The organism is Roseococcus suduntuyensis (assembly GCF_014196305.1).
Taxonomy (GTDB): Bacteria; Pseudomonadota; Alphaproteobacteria; order Acetobacterales; family Acetobacteraceae; genus Roseococcus; species Roseococcus suduntuyensis.
Genome location: NZ_JACIDJ010000011.1, coordinates 60,346 through 76,168 on the forward strand (window position 1 = coordinate 60,346; position 15,823 = coordinate 76,168).

The window sequence follows — 15,823 nt, forward strand, 5'->3', positions numbered from 1 at the left end:
GCGATGGGTCGCGGGCCGGCGCCGCCGCCGGGGAAACCCGGGGTTGCGGCCCCGGCGGCCGCCTCATCGAAAGGATTCTAGCCGAAAAGCCCGTCGGGCGAAATCTCCCGCACGATTCGGGCTCAGGCCGGGCCGCCGGGGCGCCGCCCCACCTGCAGGCGCAGTTCGATCTGCCGGCGGTCGCGCAGCACGGACAGGCGCACCGTCTGCCCTGGCGGCATGGCCGCGATGTTGCGGACCAGGGTGCGCGAGGTCTCGATCGTCTCGCCATTGATGCCGGTGACGATGTCCCCCGCGCGCAAGCCGCTGCGGGCGGCGGGGCCGGCGCGGTCCACGCCGGCCACCAGCACGGCGCGGCGGCCGGTGCGGGCATCCTCGGCCACCACGTCCTGCACCTGTACGCCGAGCCAGCCGCGCGCCACCTGGCCATCCCGCCGCAGCGTCTCGATCACCGGCCGCGCGAGGTCCGACGGAGTGGCGAAGCCGATGCCCGCATTGGCGCCGGAGGGCGAGTAGATGGCGGTGTTGATGCCGATGACCTCGCCCGCCGTGTTGAACAGCGGCCCGCCGGAATTGCCCGGGTTGATGGCGGCGTCGGTCTGGATGAAGTCGTCGAAGGGGCCGGCACCCAGGTCACGCCCCCGCGCCGAGACGATGCCCGTGGTGACGGTGCCGCCGAGGCCGAAGGGGTTGCCCGCCGCCATCACCCAGTTGCCCACGCGCATGGACGCACTCGACCCCCAGGGCAGGGCGGTGAGATCCGTGCGGCCTTCGATCCGCAACAGCGCGAGATCCGTCAGCTCGTCGCCGCCGATCAGCGTGGCCTGCACCTCCTGCCCGCCCTGGAGCGAGACGGTCAGCCGGGAGGCCTGGCCCACCACATGGTTGTTGGTGACCACGAGGCCCGAGGCATCGATGATGAAGCCCGAGCCCGCGCCCTGCACCCGCTCGCGCCGGTTGCGGAAATGGCGCTCCAGTGGCGTGCCACGGAATTCAGGGGGGATGGTCGCGGCCTGTTCGCTGGTGACGGCGATGTTGACCACGGCGGGCAGCACGCGCTCGGCCAGGTCGGCGAAATCGGGCAGGAGGCCGCGCTGCGCCACGGCCGAACGCGGCCCGCAGGCGGTCAGGAGGGCGGGCAGGGAGAGGCCGGCCAGCAGGGCGCGGCGACGCGGGAGCACGGAAGGATGGGCCGCCATGACGGGTCCGGATTCTCCTGGGGCGCCCGGGGAGGGCGCCTTGGGGTGTTGTGCAGGGGCCGGCGGCACGCCGGCACCGTGGAAGGTTGGTCGCGCAAGGCCTTGCGTCAACCGAGCGCGCTCAGCGGTCCGGATGCTCGCGCCCCGGGCGGCCCTTGTAGGCCGGCAGGCTCCAGCCGCGCAGCAGGGCCAGGGCGCGGATCAGCAGGCAGGTCAGCACGCCCAGCGCGAAGGCGGGCTCACGCCACAGCCCGGCCTGGGTCAGCATGACGAAGCCCGCGGCCCCGGCGGCGGCGGCGGTGACGTAGATCTCGCGCCGCAGGATCAGCGGCACCTCGTTGCTGATCACGTCGCGGATGATGCCGCCGAAGGTGGCCGTCACCACGCCCAGCAGCACCGCGGCCCAGGGGGCGGCGCCGGCTTCCAGCGCGATCTCGGCGCCCGCCACCGCGAAAAGGGAAAGCCCCACCGCATCGGCCCAGAGCAGGGCGCGGAAACGGTTCTCGACCCGGTGCGCGATGAAGAAGACGAGAAGCCCGGCGGCGGCGGCAACCCCCACCACCTCCGGCGCGCGCAGCCAGAAGACCGGGGTGTTGCCCAGCAGCAGGTCCCGCAGCGTGCCGCCGCCGAAGCCGGTCACGCAGGCGAGGAGCACGAAGCCCACCGCGTCCATCTCCTTGCGCGAGGCGACCAGCGCGCCGGAGGCCGCGAAGACCGCGATGCCCGCCATGTCCAGCCATGGCAGCCATTGCTCCAGCATGGCTATTCGGCCGGCTGCATCCGGGGTGCGGGGGCCGTCATGCCCCGCGCCGCACCGGCGCAGAGCAGGGAGAGCCCCAGCAGCACCGCGACCGTGGGCAGCACCATCCAGGCGAAGCCGAGATCAATCAGGAAGCCCATGGGCACGGGCATGAGGGCGGAGCCCAGCGGCAGCCCGGCGCTGACGAAGCCGAACACCTTGCCGACCTCGCCGGGGGGGCAGGCCTCCTTCAGCATCACGTCGCGCGGGGTGCGGGAGGCGCCGAGGCACAGCCCCGCCGCGAAGGCCACCGGCAGCAGCAGCCACTGGCCCCAGTCCACCAGGCCCATGGAGAGGATCAGCGCCATGGAGACGCCGGTCAGCACCACGACGAAGCCCAGCAGGTTGCCGCCCTTCTTGTCGGCCCACCAGCCGCCGACCAGCGTGCCGCCCGTGGCACCCGCCATGTAGCCCGTGAGCGCCACGGAGGCGATGGCGACCGGCGTGGCCCAGAGCACCCCCAGGACGGTGATGAGGAAGGCCGTCACCCCCGAGCCCGCCATGGCCGAGAGCAGGAAGAAGGCGAAGAAGGCCAGGATGGGCTTCGAAGTCAGCAGCCGCGCCCCGCCCACGGGCTTGGGGCCGCGGGCCTTGGGCTGGTCGCTCAGGATGCGCGATTGCAGCAGGATGGCGCCCACCACCGGCACGCCCAGCAGCCCCACCAGCAGCAGCGCCCCGCGCCAGTCCATCACCAGCAGCAGCGTGGCGATGACGGGCGGCGCCATGGCGAAACCGAGATTGCCCGTGAAGGTGTGCAGCGCGAAGGCGCGGCCCATGAATTCCTTCCGCACCGAGCCCGCCAGGATGGCGTAGTCGGCCGGGTGGATCACGGAATTGCCCACGCCCGAGAGCACCGCCAGCACCAGGATCAGACGGTAGTCGTTCACGAAGGCCATGGCGGCGATGGACAGCGCCATCAGCAGCGTGCCGCCCACCAGGTAGGGCCGTGCGCCATGCCGGTCCACGAGGAAGCCCACGGGCGTCTGCAACAGGGCGGTCACGCCGCTCATCAGCGCGACCGACAGGCCCAGCATGGCGAAGGAGACGTCGAACTCAGCCCGCCAGGCGAGAAACAGCGGCGGCAGGCAGAGCACGTAGAAATGGCTGAGGAAATGCCCGGTCCCGATCAGGGCGCAGATCTGCGCGTCGCGGCGGGGGGACAGGGTCGTTTCGCTCATGGTTTCATGGTGCGCCGGCACCCCAGCCCGGTCAATGCGGAACCGCCAGCTCGTCCAGCGGCCAGCGGGGGCGCGGGGCAAGGTCCATCGGGTCCCGCTGCCCGGCGCGCAGCCGCTCCAGCCCTGCCCAGGCGACCATCACGGCATTGTCGGTGCAAAGGCGCAAGGGCGGCGCCAGCAGGTGCAGGGGGGTGGCGGCGGCCAGCGCCGCCCGCACCGCCTGGTTGGCCGCGACGCCGCCCGCCACCACCAGCGCCGTGGCGTCCGGCAGCATCGCATGGGCGTGGCGGGCGCGGTCGGCCAGCACGGCGGCGACGCTGGCCTGGAAGCTGGCCGCGATGTCGGCATGGGCGAAGCCCTTGCCCACCGCCTGGGCCACCGCCGTCTTGAGCCCGGAGAAGGAGAAGTCGCACCCCACCCGCCCCAGCAGCGGACGAGGCAGGGGCACGGCGCGGGCGTCGCCCGTGGCCGCCAGCCGTTCCAGATGCGGCCCGCCCGGCCAGGGCAGGCCCATCAGCTTGGCCGCCTTGTCGAAGGCCTCGCCCACCGCGTCGTCCAGCGTGGTGCCGAGGCGGCGGTAGCGCCCCAGCCCCTCCACCGCCACGCATTGGCAATGCCCGCCCGAGAGCAGCAGCAGCAGGTAGGGATAGGCCGGCGGTTCGGGAAACAGGCCCGGCAGGCGGGCGGTCAGGGCATGGGCCTCCAGGTGGTTCACGCCCAGGAAGGGCAGGCCCGCGCCCATGGCCAAGCCCTTGCCATAGCTGGCACCCACCACGAGGCCGCCGATCAGCCCGGGACCCGCCGTCGCGGCCACGCCGCCGAGATCGGCCACGCCCAGACCCGCCTCCTCCAGCACCCGCCGCACCAGGCCGGGCAGCCGGGCCAGGTGCGCGCGGGCCGCGATCTCGGGCACCACGCCGCCGAAGCGGGCATGTTCCTCCTGCTGGGTGAAGACCGCCTCGGCCAGGATGCGCCCTTCCGGGTCCAGCACGGCGGCGGCGGTTTCGTCGCAACTCGCTTCAAGACCGAGAATCGGGCGCGGCAGACCTGCATATGGTCGGGTTTCGTTCATCGGATGCGACCTATATGACCCCTCCATGTCTTCCGCCATCTCCGGACCCCCGCGCGTCAACCACGCGCGGAAGCGAAGCCTGCCGCTGAGGGTGGGCACCCGTGCCTCGCCGCTGGCGCTGTGGCAAACCCGCCACTTCCTCGAAATCCTGACGCGTTTCTGCCCCGTGCTGCGTGCCATGGATGCCTTCGAGGAACATGCCATCACCACCACGGGCGATGCCATCCAGAACCGCCGCCTGGCCGAGATCGGCGGCAAGGGGTTGTTCGCCAAGGAAATCCATGAGGCGCTGGCCGATGGGCGGGTGGATTTCGCGGTCCATTCCCTGAAGGACCTGGAAACCGAACTTCCCCCCGGCATCGTGCTCGCCTGCACGCTGCGGCGCGAGGATGCGCGGGATGCCTTGATCCTGGGCCAGAACACCGGCCAGCCGGACCCGGCCGACCCCTATGCCTGCCTGCCGCATGGCGCCGTCATCGGCTCCTCCTCGCTGCGGCGGCAGGCGCAGATGCTGGCTGTGCGGCCGGACCTGCAGGTGGTGACCCTGCGCGGCAACGTGCAGACGCGCCTCTCCCGCGTGGCGGGCGGTGAGGTCGCGGGCAGCCTGCTGGCGCTGGCGGGCCTGCGCCGGCTGGGGCTGGAGGATCGCGCCTCCCTGGTCCTGGACCCCGAGGTGATGGTGCCCGCCGCCGGCCAGGGCATCGTGGGCATCACCACCCGCGCCGACGATGTGGAACTGCGCGAGATGCTCTCCGCCATCGAGGACCAGGAGGCCGCCGCCGTCTCCAAGGCCGAGCGCGCCCTGCTGGCCGCGCTGGACGGGTCCTGCCGCACCCCCATCGGCGGCCATGCCCGCCTGCTGCCCGACGGCACGCTGCGCCTGACCGGGATGGTGGCGCGGGAGGATGGCTCCTTCCTTCTCAAGCGCGAGGTGCTGGGGGATGCCGGTGACGCCGCCCGCATCGGCCAGGCGCTGGGCGAGGAATTGCGCGCCGATAGCCCGGTGGACATCTTTGGTTGACGCGGCGCCCGGGCGGGGCGTGCTCATCACCCGCCCCGAGCCCGGCGCGGCCGAGACCGCTTCCCGCATCGCCACGCTCGGCTGGTGCCCGGTGCTGGCGCCGGCCCTGGTGCTGACGCCCGAGCCGCCCGGCCCCCTGCCGCCCGCCCAGGCGCTGCTGCTGCCCAGCCGGGCGGCGGCCCGCGCGCTCAGCCCCTGGCCCATTCCGGTCTATGCGGTGGGCGAGGGCACGGCCGAGGCCGCCCGCGCCCAGGGCTTCACGGAGGTTGTGTCGGCGGAGGGGGATGCCGCCTCGCTCACCCGCCTCTGCGCCGCGCGGTTGGACCCCGCGGCGGGGCCGCTGCTGCTGGCGGTGGGGCGCGGCTATTCCATGGAGCTGGCCAACAACCTGCGGTCGCTCGGCTTCCGGGTGATCCGGCGCATCGCCTATGCGGCGCGGGAGGCGCCAACCCTCCCCCCCGCGGCCGCGTTAGCGATCGGGCAAGGGAAGGTCGGGCATGCCCTGTTCTTCTCTCCACGAAGTGCTGCGTGTAGCTTGCGCCACCTTGCCGAAGGCGGCCTGACGGGGGCTGCCCCCGGCATGGTCGCCATCGCGATCAGTCCACGCGTCGCGGCGGTGCTCTCCGCATGGCCCTGGCGCACCGTCCGGATCGCTTCGCGGTCTGATCAAGATCATATGCTGGAGTTGCTAGGTAGCCCATGACCCAGAGCACGAAGCCCTCGCCGGCGAACCCCCCTTCGACCCCGGATGTGACCATGCAGACGCTTGCGACCGGACATGACCACCCGCCCAGTGGTGGCCTGCCCTTCGACCCGGCCTGGATCGCCATCGGCGTGGCCGCCGTCGTGCTGGTCGGCGCCAGCTTCTCCGTGATGCGCGGCGCCGATGCGCCCGCGCCGGCCACCCAGCCGCGCCAGGAGGCCCCCGCGGCCCCGGCCGAGCGTGCCACGCCGGCCACGCCCGCCCCCGTCTCGGCCGCACCCGCGCCAGCCCCGGCACCCACGCCCGCCGCGCCGGCACCCACGCCCGCAGCCCCGGCGCCCGCCGCCGCCCCGGCCGCCGACCTCTCCGACCTCCGCGCCCGGCTCGATGCCGCCGAGACCCAGGCGCGCGAAGCCGCCGAACGCCTGGCCGCCATGCAGAACAGCCTGACGCGCAGCGAGGCCGAGGCGCAGGCGCTGGCCGCCCGCATCGCGCCGCTCGCCGAGCGGCTGGACGCGGCCGAGGCCGGCACCGCGCGCCTCGTGCTGATCGAGACCCTGCGTTCCCGCCTCGCGGCCGGGCAGCCGCTCGGCCCCGTGCTGTCGCGCCTGCCGGGCGAGGCGCCGCCCGCGCTCGCCCGCTTCGCCGAGACGGCGCCGCCCACCGAACCCGCGCTGCGCCTTTCCTTCGAGGAGAGCGTGCGCGCCGCCCGCGCCCAGGTGGCCGAGGGCCAGCCGCGCGGCATCGGCAGCCTCTTCACCATCCGCCGCGGCGAGGACGTGATCTGGGGCGACGCCAACGAATCCATCCTGGAGCGCGCCCGCCGCGCGCTGACCGCCGGTGACCTGGCCGGCGCGGTCCAGCACCTGGGCCAGCTTCCCGACAGCCACCGCACGCCCATGCAAGGCTGGATCGCCCAGGCGGAAGCGCTGGTGGCGGCCCGCGCCGCGCTGCGCGACCTCGCGGGGGGCTGACCCATGGCGCGCATCCTCAACTATGTGATCCTCATCGCGGTCGTCATCGCGGTCGTGGCCTGGGCGCTGGGGCTGAGCGGGCAGATCGAGATCGCGGCCGGCGAATACTGGATCGGCGTCTCGCTGCCCGTCGCGGTGCTGCTGCTGCTCGGCGCCTTCGTGCTCTTCCACCTGGGGCTGCGGCTCTATTCCTGGATGGTCCGCACGCCGGAGCGGCGGAAGCTGCGCGTGGACCTGGACAACCGGGCCATGGCCGAGATCGCCGTCACCCGCGCCATGGTGGCGCTGGCCGCCGGGCAGCCCGCCACTGCCCGCGCCGAGCTGGCCGAGGCCAAGCGCCTGGCCGGCGAGAGCGCCCCCCTGCTGGCCATGGAGGCCGAGGCCGCCCGCGCCCAGGGCGACGAGGCCGGCGTCACCGCCGCCTATGAGGCGCTGGCCGCCCGCAGCGATGCGAAGTTCCTGGGCCTGCAGGGCCTGATGGAACAGGCCAAGGCCCGTGGCGATGCCCAGGCGCAGGAACGCCTGGCGCGCGAGGCCGCGAAGGCCGAGCCCCGTGCGCAGTCGCTGCGCCTGGAGCAGGGCGAGGCCGCGATGCGCCGACAGGATTGGCGCGAGGCGCTGGCGCTGGCTCCCGACGACGCGCCCATCGCGCCGCTCGCGCTGGCCGCCGCGCGCGATGCCGAAACCGCCGCCGAGGCCCGCGCCTTCGAGCGCCAGGCCTTCCAGGCCGACCCGGGCTTCGCACCCGCGGCCCTGGCGCTGGCCGCCCGGCTGGGCGGCGATGCCGGCCTGTCCGTGCTGCGCCAAAGCTGGGAAGCCGCGCCGCACCCGGCCATCGCCAGCGCCTGGATCGGCCCGGAGACGGACCCCGCCGGCCGTCTGCGCCTGGTGGACGACCTGACGCGCACCCACGTTGCGCACCCCGAAAGCCGGGCGCTGCGCGCGCTGGTGGCGCTCGGCGCCGGCCAGACGGTGCGCGCGCGTCAGGACCTGGTGGCCTGGGAACAATCGGGCGACCTGGACCGGCGCTGGTATCAGCTCATGGCCGCGCTGGAGCGGGCCGAGCAGGGGGCGGGCTTCTCCGACGCCGCCCAGCACGAATGGGACCGCCGCGCCCAGGAAGCCCCCCCGTCGCCCGCCTGGGTCTGCGAAGCCTGCGGCCATATCCACCCGAATTGGGAGCCCGCCTGCTCCGCCTGCGGGACCGTGGGGCGCATCGTGTGGCGCCGGCCGGGTTAGGCGTCTGATCGGCTTCGGCGGAATCGCCGAAGGCGTGAATCAGCCGGTCAGGTTAGGCGTCTGATCGGCTTCGGCGGAATCGCCGAAGGCATGAATCAGCCGCACCGATGGATCACTCGGCCCTGAGGGGCCGTTCCAATAGGGCGCGCACGGCGCCCCGGACATCGAGCCGCCCCTCCAGCAGGGCGGCCACCGCGGCGCAGACGGGCAGTTCCACCCCGGCCTCCGCCGCGCGGGCCAGCAGGGCGGGGGCGGTGGCCACGCCCTCGGTTACGCTGCTGCGGGCGGCCAGGATGTCGGCCAGGGCCTCGCCCCGGCCCAGCGCCATGCCGAGCGAGGTGTTGCGGCTGCCTGGCCCCGTGGCGGTCAGCAGCAGGTCCCCCAGGCCGGAGAGGCCCCCCGCTGTCTCCGCCCGCCCGCCCATACCCACCACCAGCCGCGACAATTCCGCCAGGCCGCGGGTGATCAGGGCCGCACGGGCATTCTCGCCCAGGCCCGCCCCGGTGGCGACGCCGGCCGCGATGGCCAACACGTTCTTCGCCGCCCCGCCGAGCTGCACCCCCAGCACATCCTCGCTGGCGTAGAGGCGCAGCGCGCCGCCCGAGAGCAGGGCCTGGGCGTCCTCGCGCAGGGCCGGATCAGTCGCCGCGACGACGCTGGCCGCCGGCAGTCCAGCCGCCACCTCATGCGCGAAATTGGGGCCGGAGAGGATGCCCGCCGGCTGGCCGGGGCGGGCCTGTTCCAGCACCTCCAGCGGCAGCAGGCCGGTGGTGGCCTCCAGCCCCTTGCAGGCCAGCAGCAGGGGCGGCAGGGCGGTGGGGAGGCTGGCCAGCACCTGCCGCAGCGGCTGCATGGGCACGGCCAGGATGACCAGCCGCGCGGAGGCCACAGCCGTCGCGTCATGGGTGGTGCGCAGCCCATAGGGAAACGGGCAGCCCGGCAGGCGGCGCGCGTTCACACCCGCCTCCGTCATGGCGCGGGCATGGTCCGCATCGCGCGCCCAGAGCGTCACGCCATGGCCCAGCCGCGCCGCATGGATGGCCAGCGCCGTGCCCCAGGCGCCGGCGCCAAGGACGGCGACCTCACTCATCGGCGATGCGGGTCAGCGCCCAGCCGCCCCCCGCCTCCCCGGTGGCGAGCCGCGCGTGCAGGGCGGCCAGGATGTCGCGCGCCGCCGCCTCGAAGCCGAAGGGCGGGTTCACCACGATCAGCCCGCAGCCGTTCAGCCGCGCCGCATCAGTGGGCTCGCGCAGATGGAGTTCGGCGGCGAGGATGTCGCGGACGCCCGTCTCGGCCAGGGCGGCGTGGAAGGCGCGCACCGGCGCGCGGCCCTTCACCGGATACCAGGCGGCCTGCACCAGGCCCCGCGCGCGGCGGTTCACCTCCGCGATGGCGGCGGTGAGGCGTTCATATTCCCCGGGCTGTTCGAAGGGTGGGTCCATCAGCACCAGGCCGCGTTTCTCGGCGAAGGGGGTCAGCGCCCGCACCGCCTCCCAGGCGTCGCGGCGATGGGTGGCCACGCGCGCGTCGCGGCGGAAGGTGGCGCGCAGCGTGGCGTGGTCCGCCTCGTGCAGTTCCACCAGCGAAAGCCGGTCCTGTTCGCGCAGCAGCGCGGCCGCCAGCGCGGGCGAACCGGGATAGCCGCCATCCTCCCGCACCAGCGCCACATAGTCGGCCAGCGGCCCCTCGGTGATGTCCATGAGGCGGCCGATGCCCGCGCGCCATTCGCCGGTGCGCTGGGCCTCGTCGCTGTCCAGGCTGTAGCGGCCGATGCCGGCATGGCTGTCCAGCACATGGAAGGGTGCGGGCTTGCGCGCCAGCGCCCGCAGCAGCCAGACCAGCAGCGCATGCTTCATGCAGTCGGCGAAGTTGCCGGCGTGGAAGGCGTGGCGGTAGTTCACGAGGCCACCCCCGTCAGCTGCGTCCGCACCAGTTCGGCGAAACGGCCTTCCGCGGCGACAAGCGCCTGGAAGCTGCCGCGTTCCATGATGCGGCCCTGGTCGAAGACCAGGATTTCATCGGCCTCGCGCACGGTGGAGAGGCGGTGGGCGATGATGAAGGTGGTGCGCCCCGCCATCAGCGCGCGCAGCGCCTTCTGCACGCGGGCTTCGGTGGCCGCGTCCAGCGCGCTGGTGGCTTCGTCCAGGATCAGCACCGGCGGGTCCTTCAGGAGCGCGCGCGCGATGGCCAGCCGCTGCCGCTGCCCGCCCGAGAGGCTCGCCCCCCGCTCGCCCACCAGCGTGTCATAGCCCTTGGGCTGGCGGGTGATGAAGTCATGCGCCTCGGCCATGCGGCAGGCGCGCTCGATCTCCTCCTGGGTGGCGTCGGGGCGGCCCACCTGCAGGTTCTCGCGGATGGTGCGGTTGAACAGCATGCTCTCCTGGAAGACCACGCCGATATTGGCGCGCAGGCTGTCCTGGCGGATGTCGCGCAAATCCACGTCATCCAGCGTGATGCGCCCGCCCGTGGGGTCCCACAGCCGCTGGAGCAGCTGCATGGAGGTGGTCTTGCCCGCGCCCGTGGCCCCCACCAGCGCGATGGTCTGTCCGGGCGCCGCCACGAAGTCGAGGCCGTGCAGCACCTGGCCGGAATTGGGGTAGGCGAAGTCCACGCCCTCGAAGGCGACACGACCCTCGGCGCGGCCCATCTCGCGCGCATCGGGGCGGTCGGGGACGGAGTTCTCGGCGTCCAGCACGGCCAGGAACTCCGCCATCGCGGGCGCCTGGAACAGCATGTAGGAGACGAAGGCGACGGCTGCCTCCAGCCGCGCCACGAGCAGGGTGGCGAAGCCCATGAAGCTCACGATCTCGCCCACGCTGGCCTGGCCGCGCAGGTGCAGCAGCGTGCCCAGGATGAAGATGAGGATGACGGTGATGGTGCTGGCCGCGCGCGTCAGCACATGCACCAGCGCCCACCAGTTCAGCACGGGAAACTGGTGGTCCAGCACCTGGCGGCTGATCTGGCCGAACTGCCGCGCCTCCATGTTCAGCCGCGTGAAGGACTGCACGACCATCACGTTGGACAGCGCATCCTGCGCCGAACCCGCCATGCGCGTGTGGAAGCCCTCCACCGCCATCTGCGCCACCTGCGTCTTGCGGATGACGAAGGCCGTCAGCACCGTGAACACCAGCACCAGGGCGATCAGCAGCAAACCCAGCCGCCAGTTCAGCATCAGCGTCAGCGGCAGCAGCACCAGCGCGCCCACGAAGGTGATGAGGTGCTCGCGGAAGAAGCCGAGCCAGAGGCCGAACAGGTTGTCGCACCCCACCACCATGATCTTGAGCAGCCGGCCCGACTGCACATCGCCATGGTAGGAGAGCGGCAGCGCCAGCACGTGCCGGAAGTAGCGCGACATCATGGCGAGGCGGTTGCGGTGCGCCATGCGGTCGGCCAGCAGGGAGACGGCCACATTGGCCCCGATGGCGGTCAGCCCCACCGCGGCCCAGATGGCCAGCAGGGTGAAGGCCTCGGCCCAGACCGCGCTTTCGGCCATGCGTTCGGAGCGCGCCAGCAGGTCGATGACGCGGCCGAAGAGCACCGGCTCCAGGAATTGCAGCCCGGCCAGCGCGACCGCCGCCGCCGCCAGCCCGAAGGCCAGGCGACGGTCGGGGGCGAGCAGCCCCAGAACGCGGGCATAAAGCTTCAGGAACGCCATGGAGGGTCCTTCATGGAGGGCTGTCGGGATACAGGGACGGTCGCGGGGCGCAAGGCACTCCGGGCTTGAACCGCGCGGGGCAAGGCGGCAGTCTCATCCGGCAAACAAAAAAATGTTCTGGAGACGTTCATGCCCCATCCGATCGCACGCCGCCACCTGCTGGCCGGCGCCGCCACCCTGCCGCTCACCGCCTCCCTGGCCGCGCCCGCCCTGGCGCAGGCGCAATGGTCGCCCAGCCGGCCCATCCGCCTCGTCGTCGGCTTCCCACCTGGCGGCACCACCGACATCGCGGCCCGCATCATCGCCGACCCGCTGAGCCAGCGCCTGGGCCAGCCGGTCATCATCGAGAACCGCGCCGGCGCCGGCGGCAATGTCGGCGCCGATGCGGTCGCGAAGGCCGAGCCCGATGGCTACACGATGCTGATGCAGACGGTCAGCTCCGGCGCCATCAACTACCAGCTCTACGGCGCGCGGATGCCCTACAAGCCCGAGGATTTCGCCGGCGTCTCGCTGGTGGTGCGGGTGCCCAACGCCATCTTCGTCCACCCTTCGGTGCGGGCGAACACCCTGGCGGAACTGATCGAATTGGCGCGCGCCAATCCTGGGCGGATGAACATCGGCAGCTCGGGCATCGGCACCTCGCTGCACATGACGGGCGAGTTGCTGAAGCTCGCCACCGGCATTGACCTGGTGCACGTGCCCTTCCGCGGCGCGGGCCCCATGCTGGCCGAATGCGTGGCCGGGCGCATCGAGGTGGCGGTGGACAACCTGCCCTCCGTCATCGGCCATTTCCGCGATGGCCGCCTGCGCCCGCTGGCGGTGACGACCGCCACCCGCTCGCCCCAGCTGCCCGACGTGCCGACCACGGCCGAGGCCGGGCAGCCCAGCGTCGAGGCGACGGCCTGGTTCGGCGTGATGGCGCCGGCCCGCGCCCCGCGCCCCGCGATCGAGCGCGTGGGCCGCGAGATCGAGGCCGTGCTCGCCACGCCTGCCATCTGGGCCCGCATGGCCGAGCTGGGCGGGATGCGCGCGGACCTGGTGCCAGGCGGCGGCTCCACCCCGGCCACCTTCGACCAGTTCGCCCGGGCCGAGGTGGCGAAGTGGACCGAGGTGGTGCGGCGTTCGGGCGCCACCGTCTCGGGGTAGGGGCGCCGCGGGAAATCAGTCCGGCCGGGGGGCGCAGGCCTCCAGCGCCGCCGCATCGGCCGGGTCGGTCAGGGCGATCCGGCCCGCCGCCAGGACGAGGGCCACATGGCGGTCCAGCTCCGCCCGCCGTTCCGCGCGCGGCTCCACCGCGCGCACCCGCCCCAGCACCTCGACCAGCCGGATCATCACGGCGGGATTGCCGGCCGCGCTCTGCCGTATCGTGTGGAACATGGCGTCGCAGAGCCCGGCATAGTCGGTCACGCGCCGGTGCAGCACCGTCCGGCCTGCGCGCTCGATCCGGGACGCGGGCAGCCGGCGTGGCACCAGGGCGCAGAGGGTGGCGCCCAGCCGGTCCAGCACCGCGACGGCCGTGAAGGGGTCGTTGATGCCGGGCGAAAGGGCGCGCAGCGCGACCTCGACCAGTTGCCGCACCGCGAATTCCAGATCCTGCGTCGCCGCCTGTCGGGGGCCGAGGGCGAGGGCGTCGCGCAGCGCCTCTCGGGCCGCCTCGGTCTCGGTGGCGGGTGTCACCTCCGCGACCGCGCCGCAGGGGAACAGGTAGTGGCCGGGCCGCACATTCAGCACCAGCACGGCCTGGCGGGCCGCCGCCCAATCCGCCAGGGCGTCCGCATCCACCGCGCGCAGATAGCCATGAACATCCAGCGTCACGGGGGTGCCGGCCGGGTGCGGGGCGGGGGGAAGCGGTGCGCCCTCCTCCAGCAGCTCCACCGCCTCCAGCAGTTCGGCATGCACGCCCTCTATCACGGTCTCGACATTGATGCTGCTTGCTATGTGGTGGACGAACCGGACCAGCGTTGCCACGCAGACCAGCGCCATCAGCAACGCGAGGGTGATGCCGAGCTGCGGCACGAAGCTGCCCTCGTCCATCGAGCGGACGGTTCGGAGCACCACGAGGCAGTAGGCGAAGGTGCCGAGGAAGATGCCCAGCGCCATCTGGTTGCCCGGGTCGCGGACGAAGTTGCGCAGCAGGCGGGGCCCCATCTGTCCCGAGGCGAGCGACAACGCGGCCACTGTGATGGAAAAGGTGGTGCCTGCCACCCCGATGGTGGAGGCGGCGATGGCGCCCAGCATGTCGCGCGCCCCGGCCTCGCCGCCCCCATAGAGCCAGTTTTCGGGCAGCAAGGGCAGCCCGATATCGGCCTGCTCCATCATCACCATCGCCTGGCCGAGCAATGCGCCGCCCAGCACCAGCAGACCGGGCCGGATCCAGAAGATGTCTCCCAGCGCCTCGATCGTGGCACGCAACCGTGCGGTGAGCGCCAGCGGCGCCCATCTTTCGCGCCAGCTTGGCAATCCGCGGTGTCCTTCCATCGGGCGCAAGCGAAACGCCGCGTGGTCCGCGCGGTTGCCGCCGGGCGCCGCCCCGGGGGATGGGAGGTGGATTTGTGACGCCACCCCCGGTATGACGCCGCAAAACCAGCCGGAGGCTTCCAGATGCCGTCACGCCGTTCGATTCTCGCCGCGGGCACGCTGCTCGCAACGCCCGCGCTGCTGCCTGTCTCGGCCCATGCCCAGGGCTGGACCCCCTCCCGCGCCGTGCGGATCGTCGTGCCCTTCACCGCGGGCGGTGCCACCGATGCCGCGGCCCGCATCATGGCGGAGCGGCTGAGCTCGGTCATCGGCGGCTCCTTCGTGGTCGAGAATCGCGCCGGTGCCGGCGGCAATGTGGGCGCCGATGCGGTGGCCAAGGCCGATCCCGATGGCCACACCCTGCTGATGGCCACCATCGGCACGGCCAGCATCAACCAGTTCCTCTATCCGAACATGCCGTTCAACTCGCGCACCGACTTCGCCTCGATCGCGATGGTGATGGGCGTGGCCAATGGCGTCATCGTCCATCCGGGCGTGCAGGCCGCGGACTTCCCGGCGCTGATCGCCCTGGCCCGCAGCCAGCCCGGCCGCCTGACCTATGCGACGCCGGGCAACGGCACCTCCGGCCACATGTCGGGCGAGTACATGAAGTTCCGCGCCCAGGTGGACATCACCCATGTGCCCTATCGCGGCACGGGTACCATCCTGCCCGACCTGATGGCCGGCCGCGTGACCATGGCGGTGGACAACCTGCCGGCCTATCTGGGCGCCATCCGTGACGGGCGGCTCAAGATCGTGGCGGTGACGAGCGCGCAGCGCTGGTTCGCCGTGCCGGAGGTGCCGACCGTGGCCGAGAGCGGCATCCCGGGCTTCCAGGCCATTCCCTGGTTCGGCCTGCAGGCGCCCGCCCGCACCCCCGCCCCCGCGCTGAACCGCCTGCGCGAGGCGGTGGCGGGCATCCTGGCCGACACCTCCGTCCAGGGCCGCATCCGCGAGCTGGGCGCCGAGCCCATGCCGTTGATCGGCGCCGATTTCGACCGCTTCATCGCGGAAGAGAACGACAAGTGGCGTGAGGTGATCCGCGCCGCCAACATCAGCCTGGGCTGACGCCATGGCGATGCCGCGCGCCAACGAGCGCAAGCTGCTGGGTGAGGCCGATTTCGCCCTGGTGGCGCCCAGCCACTACCCGGAGGTGGGGCGGCTCGACCGCCCCGCCCTCATCGAACTGGCGCGGCGGCTGCGGGAGGCGCGGGACGCTTCCCGCGCCAACCTCGCCACCATGCGCCGCGCCAAGCGCGGCAAGGGCGACCCGCGCGGCGGGTTGAACGACACGGGCGTGGCGGCGAAGAAGCAGATCTTCGCCGCCGCGCTCAAGCGCGTTAGCAAACTGCTGGACCGGGGCGAGCCGGCCTAGGCTCCAAACCCAATCAGTTCTAGCTCCGACGCGGCGTTGTGTGATTCAAGCTTTGTGTTGAGCGGAGCATGATCATGGCGGGCGAGTTCTG

15 protein-coding genes are annotated in these 15,823 nt (G+C 72.9%); 7 read left to right on the forward strand and 8 right to left on the reverse strand.

What is annotated here, in order from left to right:
- Positions 1 to 122: 122 nt before the first annotated feature.
- From GGQ83_RS19675 to tsaD, 4 genes are all read right to left on the reverse strand, one after another.
- Positions 123 to 1,181, reverse strand: coding sequence for a trypsin-like peptidase domain-containing protein (locus GGQ83_RS19675; RefSeq protein ID WP_311728827.1), 1,059 nt, complete (start codon positions 1,179 to 1,181; stop codon positions 123 to 125).
- A 139-nt stretch (positions 1,182 to 1,320) separates the two neighbouring features.
- Complete coding sequence (locus tag GGQ83_RS19680; RefSeq protein WP_184386704.1) at positions 1,321 to 1,959, reverse strand: trimeric intracellular cation channel family protein; 639 nt, start codon at positions 1,957 to 1,959, stop codon at positions 1,321 to 1,323.
- A 2-nt stretch (positions 1,960 to 1,961) separates the two neighbouring features.
- Positions 1,962 to 3,176 (reverse strand): MFS transporter, encoded by a 1,215-nt coding sequence (locus GGQ83_RS19685; RefSeq protein ID WP_184386705.1) that lies wholly within the window; start codon positions 3,174 to 3,176, stop codon positions 1,962 to 1,964.
- Between the two features lie 31 nt (positions 3,177 to 3,207).
- On the reverse strand, positions 3,208 to 4,248 hold the full coding sequence (gene tsaD / locus GGQ83_RS19690; protein ID WP_184386706.1) for a tRNA (adenosine(37)-N6)-threonylcarbamoyltransferase complex transferase subunit TsaD: 1,041 nt from the start codon (positions 4,246 to 4,248) through the stop codon (positions 3,208 to 3,210).
- A 25-nt stretch (positions 4,249 to 4,273) separates the two neighbouring features.
- Here tsaD and hemC point away from each other — a divergent pair, with 25 nt between their 5' ends.
- Genes hemC through GGQ83_RS20360 form a run of 4 tightly spaced genes read left to right on the forward strand, consistent with a single transcriptional unit; the run spans position 4,274 to position 8,185 of the window.
- The gene (hemC, locus tag GGQ83_RS19695; protein WP_184386707.1) at positions 4,274 to 5,269 is read left to right on the forward strand and encodes a hydroxymethylbilane synthase; all 996 of its coding nucleotides are present in this window, start codon (positions 4,274 to 4,276) and stop codon (positions 5,267 to 5,269) included.
- A 19-nt stretch (positions 5,270 to 5,288) separates the two neighbouring features.
- Positions 5,289 to 5,972, forward strand: coding sequence for a uroporphyrinogen-III synthase (locus GGQ83_RS19700; RefSeq protein WP_184386708.1), 684 nt, complete (start codon positions 5,289 to 5,291; stop codon positions 5,970 to 5,972).
- A gap of 53 nt (positions 5,973 to 6,025) precedes the next feature.
- Positions 6,026 to 6,946: a COG4223 family protein gene (locus GGQ83_RS19705; RefSeq protein ID WP_184386723.1), complete on the forward strand. Its 921-nt coding sequence runs from the start codon at positions 6,026 to 6,028 to the stop codon at positions 6,944 to 6,946.
- 3 nt (positions 6,947 to 6,949) lie between these two features.
- Positions 6,950 to 8,185 carry a heme biosynthesis HemY N-terminal domain-containing protein gene (locus GGQ83_RS20360; protein WP_184386709.1) on the forward strand — a complete coding sequence of 412 codons (1,236 nt, stop codon included), beginning with the start codon at positions 6,950 to 6,952 and terminating at the stop codon, positions 8,183 to 8,185.
- Positions 8,186 to 8,297: 112 nt separating this feature from the next.
- Here the strand turns inward: GGQ83_RS20360 and GGQ83_RS19715 are convergent, their stop codons facing one another.
- Genes GGQ83_RS19715 through GGQ83_RS19725 form a run of 3 tightly spaced genes read right to left on the reverse strand, consistent with a single transcriptional unit; the run spans position 8,298 to position 11,840 of the window.
- Positions 8,298 to 9,275, reverse strand: a complete 978-nt coding sequence (locus GGQ83_RS19715) for an NAD(P)H-dependent glycerol-3-phosphate dehydrogenase (protein WP_184386710.1) — start codon at positions 9,273 to 9,275, stop codon at positions 8,298 to 8,300.
- On the reverse strand, positions 9,268 to 10,086 hold the full coding sequence (locus tag GGQ83_RS19720; protein ID WP_184386711.1) for a 23S rRNA (adenine(2030)-N(6))-methyltransferase RlmJ: 819 nt from the start codon (positions 10,084 to 10,086) through the stop codon (positions 9,268 to 9,270). Before GGQ83_RS19720 ends, GGQ83_RS19715 begins: the two co-directional genes overlap by 8 nt.
- A complete protein-coding gene (locus GGQ83_RS19725) occupies positions 10,083 to 11,840 on the reverse strand; it encodes a glucan ABC transporter ATP-binding protein/ permease (protein WP_184386712.1) in 1,758 nt (585 codons plus the stop codon). The genes GGQ83_RS19720 and GGQ83_RS19725 overlap by 4 nt, the downstream gene beginning before the upstream one ends.
- Positions 11,841 to 11,969: 129 nt before the next feature.
- Between GGQ83_RS19725 and GGQ83_RS19730 the strand changes: the two genes are divergently transcribed.
- Complete coding sequence (locus tag GGQ83_RS19730; protein WP_184386713.1) at positions 11,970 to 12,986, forward strand: Bug family tripartite tricarboxylate transporter substrate binding protein; 1,017 nt, start codon at positions 11,970 to 11,972, stop codon at positions 12,984 to 12,986.
- A 15-nt stretch (positions 12,987 to 13,001) separates the two neighbouring features.
- Here the strand turns inward: GGQ83_RS19730 and GGQ83_RS19735 are convergent, their stop codons facing one another.
- Positions 13,002 to 14,300, reverse strand: coding sequence for a DUF2254 domain-containing protein (locus GGQ83_RS19735; protein ID WP_207017828.1), 1,299 nt, complete (start codon positions 14,298 to 14,300; stop codon positions 13,002 to 13,004).
- A gap of 141 nt (positions 14,301 to 14,441) precedes the next feature.
- On the opposite strand from GGQ83_RS19735, the gene GGQ83_RS19740 reads away from it, so the two are divergent.
- Both GGQ83_RS19740 and GGQ83_RS19745 read left to right on the forward strand, forming a co-directional pair.
- Positions 14,442 to 15,425: a Bug family tripartite tricarboxylate transporter substrate binding protein gene (locus GGQ83_RS19740; RefSeq protein ID WP_184386715.1), complete on the forward strand. Its 984-nt coding sequence runs from the start codon at positions 14,442 to 14,444 to the stop codon at positions 15,423 to 15,425.
- A 4-nt stretch (positions 15,426 to 15,429) separates the two neighbouring features.
- Positions 15,430 to 15,732, forward strand: a complete 303-nt coding sequence (locus GGQ83_RS19745; protein ID WP_184386716.1) for a hypothetical protein — start codon at positions 15,430 to 15,432, stop codon at positions 15,730 to 15,732.
- The last annotated feature ends 91 nt before the right edge of the window (positions 15,733 to 15,823 follow it).